The 16155-nt window shown below is 66.2% G+C and carries 13 protein-coding genes; 2 read left to right on the top strand and 11 right to left on the bottom strand.

Annotated elements, in window-relative coordinates:
* Positions 1–236: 236 nt before the first annotated feature.
* Both FSB78_RS01380 and acnA read left to right on the top strand, forming a co-directional pair.
* Positions 237–2042, top strand: coding sequence for a calcium-binding protein (locus FSB78_RS01380; protein ID WP_147079326.1), 1806 nt, complete (start codon positions 237–239; stop codon positions 2040–2042).
* 214 nt (positions 2043–2256) lie between these two features.
* Entirely contained in the window at positions 2257–4941 is a 2685-nt protein-coding gene (gene acnA, locus FSB78_RS01375) for an aconitate hydratase AcnA (protein WP_147079324.1), read from the top strand.
* Between the two features lie 346 nt (positions 4942–5287).
* Here acnA and FSB78_RS01370 read toward each other — a convergent pair whose 3' ends face one another.
* The 11 genes from FSB78_RS01370 to FSB78_RS01320 form a co-directional block, all read right to left on the bottom strand.
* Positions 5288–5839 (bottom strand): GNAT family N-acetyltransferase, encoded by a 552-nt coding sequence (locus FSB78_RS01370; protein ID WP_147079322.1) that lies wholly within the window; start codon positions 5837–5839, stop codon positions 5288–5290.
* On the bottom strand, positions 5836–6618 hold the full coding sequence (locus FSB78_RS01365) for a LysR family transcriptional regulator (protein ID WP_147079320.1): 783 nt from the start codon (positions 6616–6618) through the stop codon (positions 5836–5838). Before FSB78_RS01365 ends, FSB78_RS01370 begins: the two co-directional genes overlap by 4 nt.
* 145 nt (positions 6619–6763) lie before the next feature.
* Positions 6764–7162, bottom strand: a complete 399-nt coding sequence (gene apaG, locus FSB78_RS01360; protein WP_147079318.1) for a Co2+/Mg2+ efflux protein ApaG — start codon at positions 7160–7162, stop codon at positions 6764–6766.
* On the bottom strand, positions 7159–8364 hold the full coding sequence (locus FSB78_RS01355; protein WP_147079316.1) for a trans-sulfuration enzyme family protein: 1206 nt from the start codon (positions 8362–8364) through the stop codon (positions 7159–7161). The genes apaG and FSB78_RS01355 overlap by 4 nt, the downstream gene beginning before the upstream one ends.
* Before the next feature lie 99 nt (positions 8365–8463).
* Positions 8464–9858 (bottom strand): dihydrolipoyl dehydrogenase, encoded by a 1395-nt coding sequence (lpdA, locus tag FSB78_RS01350; protein ID WP_147079314.1) that lies wholly within the window; start codon positions 9856–9858, stop codon positions 8464–8466.
* Entirely contained in the window at positions 9851–10213 is a 363-nt protein-coding gene (locus FSB78_RS01345) for a DUF5615 family PIN-like protein (protein ID WP_158637942.1), read from the bottom strand. The genes lpdA and FSB78_RS01345 overlap by 8 nt, the downstream gene beginning before the upstream one ends.
* 5 nt (positions 10214–10218) lie before the next feature.
* Positions 10219–10461 (bottom strand): DUF433 domain-containing protein, encoded by a 243-nt coding sequence (locus tag FSB78_RS01340; RefSeq protein ID WP_147079310.1) that lies wholly within the window; start codon positions 10459–10461, stop codon positions 10219–10221.
* A 7-nt stretch (positions 10462–10468) separates the two neighbouring features.
* The gene (gene odhB, locus FSB78_RS01335) at positions 10469–11737 is read right to left on the bottom strand and encodes a 2-oxoglutarate dehydrogenase complex dihydrolipoyllysine-residue succinyltransferase (RefSeq protein WP_147079307.1); all 1269 of its coding nucleotides are present in this window, start codon (positions 11735–11737) and stop codon (positions 10469–10471) included.
* Between the two features lie 123 nt (positions 11738–11860).
* Positions 11861–14794 carry a 2-oxoglutarate dehydrogenase E1 component gene (locus tag FSB78_RS01330; protein ID WP_147079305.1) on the bottom strand — a complete coding sequence of 978 codons (2934 nt, stop codon included), beginning with the start codon at positions 14792–14794 and terminating at the stop codon, positions 11861–11863.
* A gap of 114 nt (positions 14795–14908) precedes the next feature.
* Positions 14909–15799: a succinate--CoA ligase subunit alpha gene (gene sucD, locus FSB78_RS01325; RefSeq protein ID WP_147079303.1), complete on the bottom strand. Its 891-nt coding sequence runs from the start codon at positions 15797–15799 to the stop codon at positions 14909–14911.
* A 56-nt stretch (positions 15800–15855) separates the two neighbouring features.
* Entirely contained in the window at positions 15856–16152 is a 297-nt protein-coding gene (locus FSB78_RS01320) for a GIY-YIG nuclease family protein (protein ID WP_147079301.1), read from the bottom strand.
* Positions 16153–16155: the final 3 nt, after the last annotated feature.

Here is a 16155-nt window from a genome sequence, read left to right as displayed (position 1 = left end):
TGCCAACAATAACGAACTCGGTTTTGGTTTTTATCAAATCGGGTTTATTGAATACACCCACTCGCGTATCAATTAATCTTAATATTACTCAAATGCGTATTCTTATAAAATTATACTTACCCTGCCATCAACCATCTTCTTGACTTGCGTATTAACAAGCATCTGAGAATTTAGTTCGTCACAGGCGCAGCCGACACCATCATGGTTCATGACAGGCGCTTGGTAAGGAGACGACTATGCCCGTAATTCGTCAACTGCTCTCGAATGCCGCTTTCGGCACCGCTCTGCTCGGAGACGACGATGCGCAGACCGCATTGCCCGGCCTGCCGATCATCGGCACCTTCGGCGACGACATCATCAACGGCACCATCAACGACGAGGTCATCACCGGCCTCTCCGGCAACGACATCATCTACGGCAATGCCGGCGCGGACACCATTTCGGGCGGTACCGGGAACGACGTGTTGTATGGCAACACGGGCAACGACCTGGTCAATGGCGACGAGGGCGACGATCAGGTCTTCGGTGGCGACGGCAATGACGTACTGAACGGCGGGTTCGGCTCCGACCTGCTCGAGGGCGGTCTTGGCAACGACGTCATGGACGGTGGCGGCGTGCTCGGCATCATCGATCCCGATGTCGATACCGTCAGCTATTTCAACACCAACGTCCGCGGCGGCGTGACGGTCAGCCTCGCGCTCCAGGGTTTTGCCCAGAACACGGTGAACGCGGGCATCGATACGCTGTTCGGGTTCGAGAACCTGATCGGGACCTATTTTGGCGACACGCTGACCGGTGATGGCGGCAACAACCGCATTGCCGGCCATGACGGCGCGGACCAGTTGTTCGGCGGCGGCGGCGACGACGTGCTCGAAGGCGGTCGCGGCGACGACAGCATCAACGGCGGCGACGGCAACGACACCGCATCGTATGAGAATGCCGGACTTGCAGCGACGGTCAGCCTGTTGCTGCAGGGCGTTGCGCAGGATACCGGATTCGACGGCGTCGACACGCTGACGTCGATCGAGAACCTGATCGGATCGCGCTTTGCGGACACGCTGACCGGCGACGACGGGATCAACATCATCACGGCCGGTGCCGGCAACGACCTAGTCACGGGCCTCGGCGGCAACGATACGATATCGGGCGGCGATGGTGACGACGTCCTCTATGGCAATATCGGCAACGATCTGCTCGGTGGCGATGCCGGCAACGACTCGCTCTTCGGCGGCCAGGGCGACGACGTGTTGCGCGGCGGCACCGGCAACGACTATCTCGAGGGCGGCAAGGGCACCAACTACGTCTATGGCGATGGTGGGTCCGACACCGCCGGCTATATCAACGGCGCAAATGGCGTCACGGTCAGCCTAGCGCTGCAGAGCGTCGGCGGGTCGGCTGCGATCGCGCAGAACACCGGGGTCGGCACCGACTATCTGTTCGACATCGCCAACCTGACCGGATCCGGGTTTGCGGACACGCTTACCGGCGACGGCAACGCCAATATCCTGACCGGCGGCGGCGGCAACGACCTGCTTACCGGGCTGTTCGGCAACGACACGCTGTTCGGCGATGACGGCGACGACGTGCTTTACGGCAACCAGGGCAACGACGTGCTGAATGGCGGCGCCGGCAACGACACGCTGTACGGCGGACAGAATGACGACGTGCTGTTCGGCGATGCCGGCAACGACGTCATCGTCGGCGGGCTGGGCCTCAATACCCTGACCGGCGGTTCGGGCGCCGACAGCTTCGTCATCAATGCGTTCGGCCGCGATACCATCCTCGACTTCAACGCCGCCGAGGGCGACCGAATCGACCTGCGCACGATCGATGCGAACTCGACCAACGGCAGTTTCGATCGCTTCACCTTCTCGTCGAACACGACGCTGTCGGGCACGGCCGGCGAACTCGTCGTCCGACAGGGCGCCGACGCGACTCACTTCCAGGTCCTGGGCGATTACAACGGCGATGGCATCGCCGACCTCGTCATCGACGTTGCGAGCACGGTGGCACCGCACGCCGATTCGTTCCTGTTCGGGTGACCGACCGGGCCGTCACCCCTTCCCGGCGGGGTGACGGCCGCCCGTGCAATGATAACCACTCGCAGCAGCCCCGCTGCCCTTCCCCCACCCTCTCCCCCTTGCTAAGGGCCGCCGGGTAACAGCATTTTGCTCGGTTCCCCGGCGCGCCCCGCGCGGCCTTGCGGTCGCTTCCCCCCCGGCGCGCTTGCGACCGGCGCCCATGGGAAGGACCCCTATGACTGCCATCGGCCAGGACACCCTCAAGACCCGCACCAGTCTTTCGACCGGCGGCAAGACCTACGACTATTACAGCCTCGCCAAGGCGTCCGAGCAGCTCGGCGACATCAGCCGCCTGCCCTTCTCGATGAAGGTGCTGCTGGAGAACCTGCTGCGCTTCGAGGACGGTGTGACCGTCACGCGCGACGACATCCAGGCGATCGTCGACTGGCAGAAGGACCAGCGTTCCAACCGCGAAATCCAGTATCGCCCCGCGCGCGTGCTGATGCAGGATTTCACCGGCGTGCCCTGCGTCGTCGACCTCGCCGCGATGCGCGACGCGATGACCAAGCTCGGCGGCAACCCCGAGAAGATCAACCCGCAGGTCCCCGTCCATCTCGTCATCGATCACTCGGTGATGGTCGACGAGTTCGGCACGCCCAAGGCGTTCGAGGACAACGTCGACCTCGAATATCAGCGCAACTTCGAGCGCTACGAATTCCTGAAATGGGGCAGCAAGGCGCTCGACAACTTCCAGGTCGTGCCGCCGGGCACCGGCATCTGCCACCAGGTGAACCTCGAATATATCGGCCAGGCCGTGTGGTCGTCGGCTGCTTCGGGCGCGCACGGTGACGGCACGATGATCGCCTATCCCGACACGCTGGTCGGCACCGACAGCCACACCACGATGATCAACGGCCTGGGCGTGCTCGGCTGGGGCGTCGGCGGGATCGAGGCCGAGGCCGCGATGCTCGGCCAGCCCGTCTCGATGCTGATCCCGGAAGTCGTCGGCTTCAAGCTGACGGGGGCCGTCAACGAGGGCATCACCGCCACCGATCTGGTGCTGACCGTCACGCAGATGCTGCGCGCCAAGGGCGTGGTCGGCCGCTTCGTCGAGTTCTACGGCCCCGGCCTCGACACGATGACGCTCGCCGACCGTGCGACGATCGCCAACATGGCGCCCGAATACGGCGCGACCTGCGGCTTCTTCCCGATCGACGACAAGACGATCGACTATCTGCGCCTGACCGCGCGCTCGGACGAGAACATCGAGCTGGTCGAGGCGTACGCCAAGGCGAACGGCTTCTGGCGCGACGCCGATGCGCAGGACCCGATCTTCACCGACACGCTCGAGCTCGACATGGGCACCGTCGTCGCGTCGCTCGCCGGCCCGAAGCGGCCGCAGGACCGCGTCAGCCTGAACAAGGTCGACGAGGTGTTCAACAGCGACCTGTTCAAGATCTACCACAAGGAACAGCCCAAGCGCGTCGCGGTCGAGGGCAAGAGCCACGATATCGGTGACGGCGACGTCGTGATCGCCGCGATCACCAGCTGCACCAACACGTCGAACCCGAGCGTCCTCGTCGCCGCCGGCCTCGTCGCCCGCAAGGCCCGTGCCCTCGGCTTGACGTCGAAGCCCTGGGTCAAGACGTCGCTGGCGCCCGGTTCGCAGGTCGTCACCGACTATCTCGACAAGGCGGGCCTGAGCGAAGACCTCGACTATCTCGGCTTCAACCTGGTCGGGTACGGCTGCACCACCTGCATCGGCAATTCGGGGCCGCTGGCGCCCGCGATCTCGTCGGCGATCAACGAGAACGACCTCGTCGCCGCCTCGGTGCTGTCGGGCAACCGCAACTTCGAGGGCCGCGTGTCGGCCGACGTCCGCGCCAACTTCCTCGCCTCGCCGCCGCTCGTCGTCGCCTATGCGATCAAGGGCACGGTCACGACCGACATGATCGAGACGCCGCTGGGCCAGGGGTCGGACGGCCAGGACGTGTATCTGCGCGACATCTGGCCGACCAACGCCGAAGTCCGCGCCACGATGGACGCCAACATCGACGCCGGCATGTTCGGCGCGCGGTACGGCGACGTCTATGCGGGCGACGCCAAGTGGCGCGAGATCGAGGTGACCGGTTCGGACACCTATGCATGGCGCGCAGGGTCGACCTATGTCGCCAACCCGCCCTATTTCGACGGCCTGTCGATGACCCCCGCGCCGGTGCAGGACATCATCGACGCCAAGCCGCTCGCGATCCTTGGCGATTCGATCACCACCGACCACATCAGCCCGGCAGGCTCGATCAAGGCCGACTCGCCCGCGGGCAAGTGGCTGATGGAGCAGCAGGTCGCACGGGCCGACTTCAACAGCTACGGCGCGCGCCGCGGCAATGACCTGGTCATGGTCCGCGGCACCTTCGCCAACATCCGCATCAAGAACGAGATGGTCCCCGGCGTCGAGGGCGGCATGTCCAAGTATGACGGCGAGATCATGCCGATCTACGACGTCGCGATGCGCCACAAGGAGAACGGCACGCCGCTCGTGATCGTGGCGGGCAAGGAATACGGCACCGGCTCGTCGCGCGACTGGGCGGCGAAGGGCACCAACCTGCTCGGCGTCCGCGCGGTCATCACCGAGAGCTTCGAGCGTATCCACCGTTCGAACCTGGTCGGCATGGGCGTGCTGCCGCTGCAGTTCGCCGAGGGCGTCACGCGCCAGACGCTGGGCCTCGACGGATCCGAGACCTTTACGATCACCGACGTGGCGGCAATCCGTCCGCGCCAGGACGTGACGGTGAAGCTGACCCGCGCCGACGGCACGAGCGAGACGTTCGAGACCAAGTGCCGGATCGATACCGTCAACGAGCTGGAGTACTTCCTGAACGGCGGCATCCTGCAGTACGTGCTGCGCAACCTGGCCGCCTGACGCGGAAAAAGCGGGGCGACCGTGATGGTCGCCCCGTAGTTCAGGGAGGAGACCGGGCATCCAGGGAGAAGCCCGGTCGGACCGCCGCCAAAAGGGGGGAAGCGACGGCCTCGCCCCCTTTGGTCTTCGTATGTTGCGGGAATATGTCGGGAGAGGCCGCGCGGCAACGCCACCGTGTTACCCTCGCCAACGACGCTCTCCAATAACCCGTTTGTGCTGAGCGAAGTCGAAGCACCGTCGCTTTTGGCATGCCCTTCGACTTCGCTCAGGGCGAACGGGGAGGATGGGTCAGGGTCGCCAAATCGCCCTATCGTTCCACGCCGGGACGACGCTCCGACCGATGCCGTCAGGCCCGCCCCGCCCCATTCCATTCACGCCGACGAAGCCCGTAGATCAGGCTGTCGCGCATCCCGAGATGCGTTTCCCATTCGTCGCGCAGCAACCGCTCGCGGCGGAATCCCAGTCGCTCGAGCAACAGGATCGACGCGGTGTTCTCGGTATCGGCGTCCGCGAACACGCGTTTGCGCCCCTCCGCGAACAACCGGTCGATGACCGCGGCCACCGCCTCGCTGGCGATCCCACGTCCCCAGGCTTCGCGCGCGAGGATGAAGCCGATCTCGGTCACACCGCCGCGGTCGTCGCCATCCGCCTCGCTGCCCGATACCCAGCCGATCGCGCGGTCGTCGCCGGTGCGCGTGATCGCCCAGGTCCGCTGGTTGCCCGGCTCGGCCTCCTCGGCGAGATAGGTGCGCACGTCGTCGACGGTCGCGAGCGGGCCGTCCGCCGAATAGGTCATCAGGTCGGCATCGGCGAGCATCGGGTGCAGCGCCTTCGCATCGTCCTCGACCAGAGGACGCAGGCGGAGCCGCGCGGTGGCCAGCACCGGATGGTCGGTCACGCCGTCAGCGCGTCGACGAGCGCCCGCACCTTCTTCTGCCGCCACTGCGGCAGCGGCGCAACCAGCCAGTAACCGCCGCGCGACGGCTGCGCCTCGCCGACCACCGCGACGCGGCCGCTCGCGATCTCGCGTCGCGCCAACATCTCGGGCACCGTCGTGCGGCCAAGCCCGGTCGCGGCGGCGTCGATCGCGAGGCCGGCATCGGCGACACGGACCAGCGCACCGACCCCGTCGCCCGACCAGGCGATTACCGCCTCGGACGGGCTGCCCGCAGCGGCGATCGTCACCAGCCCTTCGGATTCGAGCGCCTCGCCCTCATGTTCGCCCGGGCCGTCGCCCCAGCGGATCGCGAGGTCGAGATTGGCCTCGGTGAAATCGACATTCTCGTCGGCGGTGATCAGCACGAACCGGAGTTCGGAATCGGCGGCGGCGATTTCGGCGAGGCGCGGCATCAGCCATTTCTCGGTCAGGTCGCGCGGCGCGGCGATGGTCAGCGACTTGGACGACTGCCCCGCCTGCATCGCGCGCACAGCTTCCTCGAACTGGAGGAAGCCGTTGCGCAACGGGCCCAACCCCGCCTCGGCTTCGGGCGTCAGTTCGAGCCCGCGCGTCGTGCGGCGGAACAGCACGACGCCCAGCGTGTCCTCGAGCGCGCGGATCTGCTGCCCGACCGCCGCAGGGGTGACGGCGAGTTCGTCGGCGGCGCGCGTGAACGACAGATGCCGTGCCGCGGCGTCGAGGACGCGCAGGCCGTTCAGGGGAAGATGCGTGCGCTTCACTGCGCCCCTCCCCGAACCCCGTCCGTCACCCCAGCGCAGGCTGGGGTCTCTGTGGGGCGGGTGGCGCGATCACCAACGGGAAGACCCCAGCCTTCGCTGGGGTGACGGAGTTGGCGGCGCTCCGAGCCACGAAAAAACAGACCCCTCACGACGTCACCGCCGGCGCGAACAGCGTGAAGCGCGGGATCTCGACGTCGAACACGGCGCCGGTATCGTCGACCATCCGGTACGACCCCTGCATCGCGCCCGTGGGCGTCGCGAGCGGGCAGCCAGAGACATAGTCGAAGCTCGCGCCCGGCTCGATCAGCGGCTGTTCGCCGACCACGCCCTCGCCCTCGACGGTGTGCCGGGCGCCGCGGCCGTCGGTGATCTCCCAGTGCCGCGTCAGCAGCTGGACCGCGCCGGGCGAATCGTTCTCGATGCGGATGTGATAGGCCCAGAACCAGCGGCCGCGCTGCGGCTCGGACTGTTCGGGCAGGTAGCTGACCGAGACGCGCACCGTTACCCCGCGCGTGGTCGTCGCGTTGGGGAACAGCGCCTTCACAGCCCGACCCTGCCCAGAGCGCGGTCGAGGTCCTCGATCACGTCGGCGACGTCCTCCAGCCCGACGTTGAGGCGCAGCAGCCCCTCGGTCACGCCCATCTCCAGCCGCTTGTCCTCCGCGACGCCCGAATGCGTCGTGGAGGCCGGATGTGTCATCAGCGAGCGCGAGTCGCCGATATTGTTCGAGATATCGACCAGCTCGAGCGCGTCGAGCAGGCCGTGCGCCTGTTCGCGGCCCTCGACCTCGAACGCGAAGATCGGCCCGCACGCGTCCATCTGGCGCATCGCGAGCTCGTGCTGCGGATGGCTGACGAGCCCCGGATGCAACACGCGCGGCACGCGACCCTCGAGGAAGGCGCCGACCTTCAGCGCATTCTCCGACTGACGACGGATCCGCAGGTCGAGCGTCTCGAGCCCCTTCAGCACCACCCAGGCGTTGAACGGCGACAGCGTGGGGCCCGTGTTGCGCGTGAACGGCAACAGCGTGTTGGTGATGAAATCCTCGGTCCCGCACACCGCGCCGGCCAGCACACGCCCCTGCCCGTCCATCATCTTGGTCGCGCTATAGGCGGTGACGTCAGCGCCGAACTCCATCGGCCGCTGCAAGGCCGGCGTCGCAAAGGCATTGTCGACGACGGTCGTGATGCCGCGTTCGCGCGCGATGTCGCAAACCGCCTTCAGGTCGACGACGTCCATCGTCGGGTTGGCAGGGGTCTCGAAGAAGAACACCTTCGTGTTGGGCTTCACCGCGTCGAGAAACGCCTGCGGGTCGCGCGCATCGACGATCGTGGTCGCGATCCCGAACTTGGGGAGCAGCGTGTCGGTCAGCCAGCGGCACGACCCGAACGCCGCGCGTCCGCCGACCAGGTGGTCGCCCGCCTGCAACTGGCAGAGCAGCACCGCGGTCATCGCCGCCATGCCCGTCGCCATCGTCCGGCACGCCTCGGCACCTTCGAGCAGCGCGATCCGTTCCTCGAGCATCTGCACGGTGGGGTTCTGCAGCCGGGAATAGGTCATCCCGTCCTGCTCGCCGGCAAAGCGCGCCGCCGCGTCGCCCGCCTTGTCGTAGCAATAGCCGGACGTGAGGAACAATGCCTCGGACGTCTCGCCATATTCGCTGCGCGCGGTACCGCCGCGCACGGCTTGCGTCTGGGGACGCCATGTCTGGGTGATCGAACGATCCTGGCCGGTCTTGCGCTTCATGGGCTCGCTTTGACGGGGGGCGCCCCCGATGACAAGGGCGGAGCCCGGACTATGGGTCGCCCCGGCCCCTGTCAGGGACCGGGCCAAGGGCGACGGGCATCAGATGTGGATCGGCTTGCCCTGTACGGCCATCGCCGCTTCCTTGAGCGCCTCGGCATGCGTGGGATGCGCGTGGCAGGTATAGGCGATGTCCTCGCTGGTCGCGCCGAACTCCATCGCGATGGCGGCTTCGGCGATCAGCGTGCCCGCGAGGCTCGACACGATCCAGACGCCGAGGACACGATCGGTCTTGGCATCGGCGATGACCTTCACGAAGCCGTCGGTGTCGCGGTTGGTCTTGGCGCGGCTGTTCGCGGCGAACGGGAACTTGCCGACCTTGATCTCGCCCTTCTCCTTGGCGGCTTCCTCGGTCAGCCCGACGCCGGCGATCTCGGGCATCGTGTAGACGACGGACGGGATGACGTCCTCGTTGACGATCCCGGTCTGGCCGGCGATGTTCTCTGCCACCGCGACGCCCTCGTCCTCGGCCTTGTGCGCGAGCATCAGGCCGGGAATCGCGTCGCCGATCGCCCACACGCCGTCGACCTTGGTCTTGAAGCTGTGATCGGTCTCGATCTGGCCACGCTTGTTGAGCTCGAGGCCGATGGCGTCGAGGTTGAGGCCGTCGACGTTCGCCTTGCGGCCGATCGAGACGAGCACCGCGTCGGCGGTCAGCGTCTCGGCCGCGCCACCCGCGGCGGGCTCGACGGTGACGGTGGCGAGGCCGTTCTCGACGGTCACGCCCGTGACCTTGGTCGAGAGCTTTAGCTCCATGCCCTGCTTCTTGAACAGCTTGGCGGTCTCGCGACGGACTTCGCCGTCGAAGCCGGGGAGGATCTGGTCGACGAACTCCACCACGGTCACCTTCGCGCCGAGGCGGCGCCAGACGCTGCCGAGCTCGAGCCCGATCACGCCACCGCCGATGACGACCATGTGCTCGGGCACCTTGGGAAGCGCGAGCGCGCCGGTCGAGTCGACGACAGTCTTCTGGTCGACCTCGACGCCGGGGAGCGGCATGACGCTCGAGCCGGTGGCGATGACGATGTTCTTCGCGGTGACCTTCTGGCCGTTCACGTCGACCGTGTGCGCGTCCTGGAACGCGGCCTTGCCCTTCAGCCAGGTCACCTTGTTCTTCTTGAACAGGAACTCCACGCCGCCGGTCAGTTCCTTGACGGCCTTGGCCTTCTCGGCGTGCATCTGGTCGAGGTTGAGCGTGACGCCCTGGAAATCGATCCCGAACTTGGTGAGGTGACCGCCCTTGGCCTCCTCGTAGATCTCAGATGCGTGCAGCAGCGCCTTGGACGGGATGCAGCCGACGTTGAGGCAGGTGCCCCCCAGCGTCTCGCGCGACTCGGCGCAGGCGGTCCGCAGCCCGAGCTGCGCGGCGCGGATCGCCGCGACGTAACCGCCGGGTCCCGCACCGATTACGAGGACGTCATAGTCATAGTCAGCCATGGTATCTGCTCTTCACTGGAAGGGGAACGGAGCGATCACGCTTCGTCCCGACAACGGTCATATGGCCATTGCACGCCTCGAATTCGAGGAGCGGCAACAACCGCGGGAGAATCTCTTCGACGTTATCCGGCTCGAACCGGACATAGATGATACCGGGCGGTGCGGTCGCTTGCTTCAGGAAAACCAGTTCTCCGAAATCGCGATCGCACGTGATCAGAAAGCGATCTTCGGCGACCGCATAGGCAAGAATGACATCGTCCTTGGCGTCAGGCAAAACGACGGACGCGCGTGCCACGTCGTGACCGACTGCACTCAAAACGTGCGCGATGCGGCTACCAATGTTCGCATCGCACATCAGTCTCAAGCGGCGCGCGCCCTACCAATCGCAACATAGCTTTCGTCGTGCATGAGATCCGCGGCAAACAACGCGGCGGCGCGGAGGTGTTCAGACAACACCCCCGGATATTCCTCTGCAATCTGGTCATAGGACCATCCCGCGCCGACCAACTTCAAGACGCGCTCCACGGTGTAGCGCGTACCCCGGAAGACAGGTTTACCGCCCATAATGCCGGGATCCGAATGAATGTGGTCGCGCCAGTCCATTGCTACCTCACAGGTCGATGAGAATCCGCGTCGGGTCCTCGATAGCATTTTTCAGCGCGACGAGGAACGTCACGGCTTCGCGGCCGTCGATCAGGCGGTGGTCGTAGCTGAGCGCGAGGTACATCATCGGGCGGACGACGACCTGGCCGTCGCGGACGACCGGGCGTTCCTCGATGCGGTGGAGGCCCAGCACCGCCGACTGCGGCGGGTTGATGATCGGGGTCGACATCAGCGAGCCGAACACGCCGCCGTTCGAGATGGTGAAGGTGCCGCCCTTCATCTCGTCCATCTTGAGCGTGCCGTCCTTGGCGCGCTTGCCGAAGTCGCCGATCGTCTTCTCGATGCCGGCGACGGTCAGGTCCTGCGCGTCGCGGATCACGGGAACGACCAGGCCGCCCGGCGACGACACCGCGACCGAAATGTCGGCATAGTTGTGATAAACGATGTCGTCGCCCTCGATCGAGGCGTTGACGCTCGGAATGTCCTTCAGCGCCATCGTCGCGGCCTTCACGAAGAAGCCCATGAAGCCGAGGCGGACGCCGTGCTTCTTCTCGAACAGGTCCTTGTACTTGGCGCGCGCCTCGATCACCGCGGTCATGTCGACGTCGTTGAACGTCGTCAGCATCGCGGCGGTGTTCTGCGCTTCCTTGAGGCGCTTGGCGATCGTCTGGCGCAGGCGCGTCATGCGGACGCGCTCTTCCGGACGGCCCGAGGCGGCGGCAGGCGCTGCGGCGGCGGCGGGGGCCGCGGCCGGTGCGGCGGCAGGCTTCGAGCTCGCCGCGGCGGTCACGTCTTCCTTGGTGATGCGGCCGTCGCGGCCGGTACCCTTGACGGTCGAGGGGTCGACGCCGTGCTCCAGCACCGCGCGGCGGACCGACGGCGAGAGCGCAGCAGGCGAGTCGCCGGCAGCCGGTGCGTCGCTGGCCGAGGTACCCGGCTGGTCGCCATAGCCGGCGCCGCCTTCACCGCCCGCGGGGGCGGCAGCGGGCGCGGGTGCGGGAGCCGGAGCGGCAGCCGCGGGGGCTGCAGCGGCACCATCGCCGGCATCGATCGTGGCCAGCATCGCGCCGACCTGGACCGTGTCGCCGACCGCGACGGCGTGCTGGCCCATGACGCCGGCGACCGGCGACGGGACCTCGACCGAGACCTTGTCGGTCTCGAGGCTAGCGATCGGCTCGTCGACCGCGACGGCCTCGCCGGGCTGCTTCAGCCATTCGCCGAGGGTGGCTTCGGTGATCGATTCACCCAGGACGGGGACGGTGACTTCGGTTGCCATTTTCTATCTTCCTATCGTTCCCCGGCGAAGGCCGGGGCCCAGGTGGGAAAGGTCATTTCTTAGCGACTGGCCTCCCCCAACTGGGCCCCGGCCTTCGCCGGGGAACAGTGAGGGTGGCCTTGATTACGAGGCGCGCGTGCGGCGGATTTCGTCGCGGACGCTGTGGCCGAGCGCATCGGCGACAAGCGCCCCCTGCTCGGCCTGGTGACGCTTCATCAGGCCGGTCGCGGGCGAGGCCGAGGCGTTGCGGCCAGCATAGCGCGCGCGCTTCACCGGGCTGTTCACCGTTGCCAGTGCCTCCTCGATCAACGGCTCGACGAAGAACCAGTAGCCGTTGTTCTTCGGCTCTTCCTGCGCCCAGACGATCTCCTCGAGGTTCGGCATCTTCGCGACACGGGCGGCGATGGCGTCGCCCGGGAAGGGATAGAGCTGCTCGACGCGGACGATCTGCGTGTCGGTATCGCCAGCCGCATCGCGTGCCTCGATCAGGTCGTAGGCGACCTTGCCAGTGCACAGCACGAGCCGCTTCGTGTCCGCATCCGCCGCCGGATTGGTGTCCGACAACAGGCGACGGAAGTGGCTGCCGCCCTGGAAGTCTTCGGCGTTCGACACCGCGAGCTTGTGACGCAGCAGCGACTTGGGCGTCATCACGATCAGGGGTTTACGGAAGTTGCGGTGCATCTGCCGGCGCAGCAGGTGGAAATAGTTCGCCGGGCTGGTGCAGTTCGCGACCTGGATATTGTCGTCCGCACAGGACTGCAGGAAGCGCTCGGGACGTGCCGAGCTGTGCTCCGGCCCCTGCCCTTCATAGCCGTGCGGCAGCAGCATCACGAGGCCGTTGGCGCGGAGCCACTTCGATTCGCCGGACGTGATGAACTGGTCGATCATGATCTGCGCGCCGTTGACGAAGTCGCCGAACTGCGCCTCCCACAGGACGAGCGTCTTGGGGTCGGCGAGCGCATAGCCATACTCGAACCCGAGCACGCCATATTCGCTCAAGGGGCTGTCGAGCACTTCGAAATTGCCGTGCTCGATCTCCTGCAGCGGCACATACTTGTGCTCGTCGGTCTGGTCGACCCAGACGGCGTGGCGCTGCGAGAAGGTGCCGCGACCCGAATCCTGGCCCGAGAGGCGGACGCCATAGCCTTCGGACAGCAGGCCGCCGAACGCGAGCGCTTCGCCCGTCGCCCAGTCGAAGCCGCGCCCCGAGTTGAACATCTCGCGCTTGGCGTCGATCACGCGCGCCAGCGTCTTGTGGATCTTCACGCTGTCGGGAACGGTCGTCAGCGTGCGACCGAGCGAGTCGAACAGCTTGGCCGAAAGCCCGGTCTCGACGTTGCGACGCACGTCCGCATCCGCCTTGGGCGCGCTGAGCCCGGTCCAGCGACCGCCGAACCAGTCCGCCTTGTTGGGCTTGTACGAGGCACCCGCCTCGAACTCGCTCTCGAGGCGGACGTTGAGCTCCTTGATGCTCTCGTCGATCCAGGCCTGGTCGACGACGCCTTCCTTGACGAGACGGTCGCCGTAGACCTTCGACACGCCGGGGTGCTTGCGGATGATGTCGTACATCAGCGGCTGCGTGAACGACGGCTCGTCGCCCTCGTTGTGGCCGAAGCGGCGATAGCACCACATGTCGATCACGATGTCGCGGTGGAACTTCTGGCGGAATTCCATCGCCATCTTGGTGGCGAAGGTCACCGCCTCGGGATCGTCGCCGTTGACGTGGAAGACCGGCGCCTGGACGCCCTTCGCGACGTCCGACGGATAGGGCGACGAGCGCGCGAACTGCGGGCTGGTCGTGAAGCCGACCTGGTTGTTGATGATGAAGTGGACGCAACCGCCGGTATTGTAGCCGCGAATCCCTGAGAAGCCGAGGCACTCCCAGACGATGCCCTGCCCCGCGAACGCCGCGTCGCCGTGGATCAGCACGGGCAGCGAGGCGGTATGATCGGTCAGGTCGTTGTTGAGCGTCTGGATCGCGCGCGTCTTGCCGAGCACGACGGGGTCGGCGGCCTCGAGGTGCGACGGGTTGGCGACCAGGCTCATATGCACCTTGTGGCCGTCGAACTCGCGGTCGGTGCTGGTGCCGAGGTGATACTTCACGTCGCCCGAGCCACCGACGTCCTCGGGGTTGGCCGAGCCGCCCGAGAATTCATGGAAGATGACGCGGAGCGGCTTGGCCATCACGTTGGCGAGCACGTTCAGACGGCCGCGATGCGCCATGCCGATGACGATCTCGCGGACGCCCATCTGGCCGCCATATTTGATCACGCTCTCGAGCGCGGGGATCATCGATTCGCCGCCGTCGAGCCCGAAGCGCTTGGTGCCGACATACTTCTTGCCGAGGAACTTCTCCCACTGCTCGGCTTCGACGACCTTGTTGAGGATCGCCTTCTTGCCGTCGGTGGTGAACTCGATCGCCTTGTCCTGGCCTTCCATCCGCTCCTGCAGGAAGCGGCGCTCCTCGACATCGGTGATGTGCATGTATTCGAGGCCGACATTGCCGCAATAATTCTTGCGGAGCGTGTCGACGAGCTCGCGGATGGTCGCCCATTCCATGCCCATCGTGCCGCCCAGATAGACCGGGCGATCGATGTCGGCGTCGGTGAAGCCGTGATATTCGGTGCGCAGGTCCTCGGGCATCTCGCGCTTGGACAGGCCGAGCGGATCGAGGTTGGCGGCGAGGTGACCTCTGACCCGATACGTGCGTATCAGCAGCTGCGCGCGGATCGCGTCGCCGGCTGCCTTGATGATGTCGGCCTGGCTGACCGCAGGGGCGGCCGCCGCGGCGGGGGCAGGCTTGCCGCCCTTGGCCGGCTTGGGCGCGGGCTCCATCTGCGTCGGATCGAGCGCGGACGTGAGGTCGTCGGTCGTGGTCAGCGGCCAGCGCGCGCTTTCCCAGCTCGGGTTCTGCGCGGTCTCGAGGCCCTCGAAGAAGGTCCGCCAACCGGCGTCGACCGAGGCGGGGTCGGCATTGTACTTGACGTACAACGTCTCGACGAAGGCCGGGCTGACGCCGGCGGCGATATCGCTGAAATCCTGGCCTTCGTAGCCCATGTCACTCGTCCCAGCCGCTAAGTCTTCGTCATCCCGGGCTCGTCCCGGGATCCAGGGTTACGGGCGGCGCGCTTGCGGCCCTGGATCCCGGGACAAGCCCGGAATGACGTCACATCACTTGTTCAGCACCGACAACAGCGTCTCGCCGAGCAGGCTCGGGCTTTCCGAGACCTTGATGCCGGCCGCTTCCATCGCCGCGATCTTGCTCTCGGCGTCGCCCTTGCCGCCCGACACGATCGCGCCGGCATGGCCCATGCGACGGCCCGGAGGTGCGGTGCGGCCCGCGATGAAGCCGGCCATCGGCTTCTTGCGGCCACGCTTGGCCTCGTCGATCAGGAACTGCGCGGCCTGCTCCTCGGCGTCGCCGCCGATCTCGCCGATCATGATGATCGACTTGGTCTCGTCGTCCGCGAGGAACAGCTCGAGCACGTCGATAAAGTTCGTGCCGTTGACCGGGTCGCCACCGATGCCGACCGCGGTCGTCTGGCCAAGGCCCGCGTTCGAGGTCTGGAACACCGCCTCATAGGTGAGCGTGCCCGAGCGGCTGACGACGCCGACGGACCCCTTCTTGAAGATCGAACCGGGCATGATGCCGATCTTGCACTCGCCGGGCGTCAGCACGCCGGGGCAGTTCGGGCCGATCAGGCGCGACTTGCTGCCCGACAGCGCGCGCTTCACGCGGACCATGTCGAGCACGGGAATGCCCTCGGTGATCGCGACGATCAGCTCGATCTGCGCGTCGATCGCCTCGAGGATCGAATCCGCCGCGAAGGGGGGCGGCACGTAGATGACGGATGCGGTCGCGCCGGTCTTCGCCTTGGCTTCGGCGACGGTGTTGAAGTTGGGCAGGCCCAGCTCCTCGTGCATCGTGCCGCCCTTGCCGGGCGTCACGCCGCCGACCATCTGCGTGCCGTAATCGAGCGCCGCCTTGGTGTGGAAGGTGCCGGTCTTGCCGGTCATGCCTTGCGTGATGACTTTGGTGTTCTTGTCGACGAGGATGCTCATCTAGTTTTCTCTCTCTCGTTCCCCGGCGGAGGCCGGGGCCCAGTTGGGAAGGCGGATCAGTCTGGCGTCAGCGTATCGAACAGATCATCCCAGTTCGGGTTCATCCACTCGATCTCTTTCACCTTCCAGTCCCGTTTCCATTCCTTCATCCGCAGCTCGCGCTGCCGGGCGGCTTCGATCGTGTCATGCGCCTCGAACCAGACGAGATCATGACACCCGTATTTCTTCGTGAACCCCGGGACGACGCCATTGCGGTGTTCCCATACTCGCTTAGCGAGACCACTGGTGACGCCGATGTAGATCGTACCGTTACGCCCGCTTGCCATGATGTAGACGAAGCCGGGCTTTTCCATCCG

It is taken from the genome of Sphingomonas ginsenosidivorax (assembly GCF_007995065.1).
GTDB lineage: Bacteria > Pseudomonadota > Alphaproteobacteria > Sphingomonadales > Sphingomonadaceae > Sphingomonas > Sphingomonas ginsenosidivorax.
This window is presented reverse-complemented; position numbering and strand designations above follow the sequence as displayed.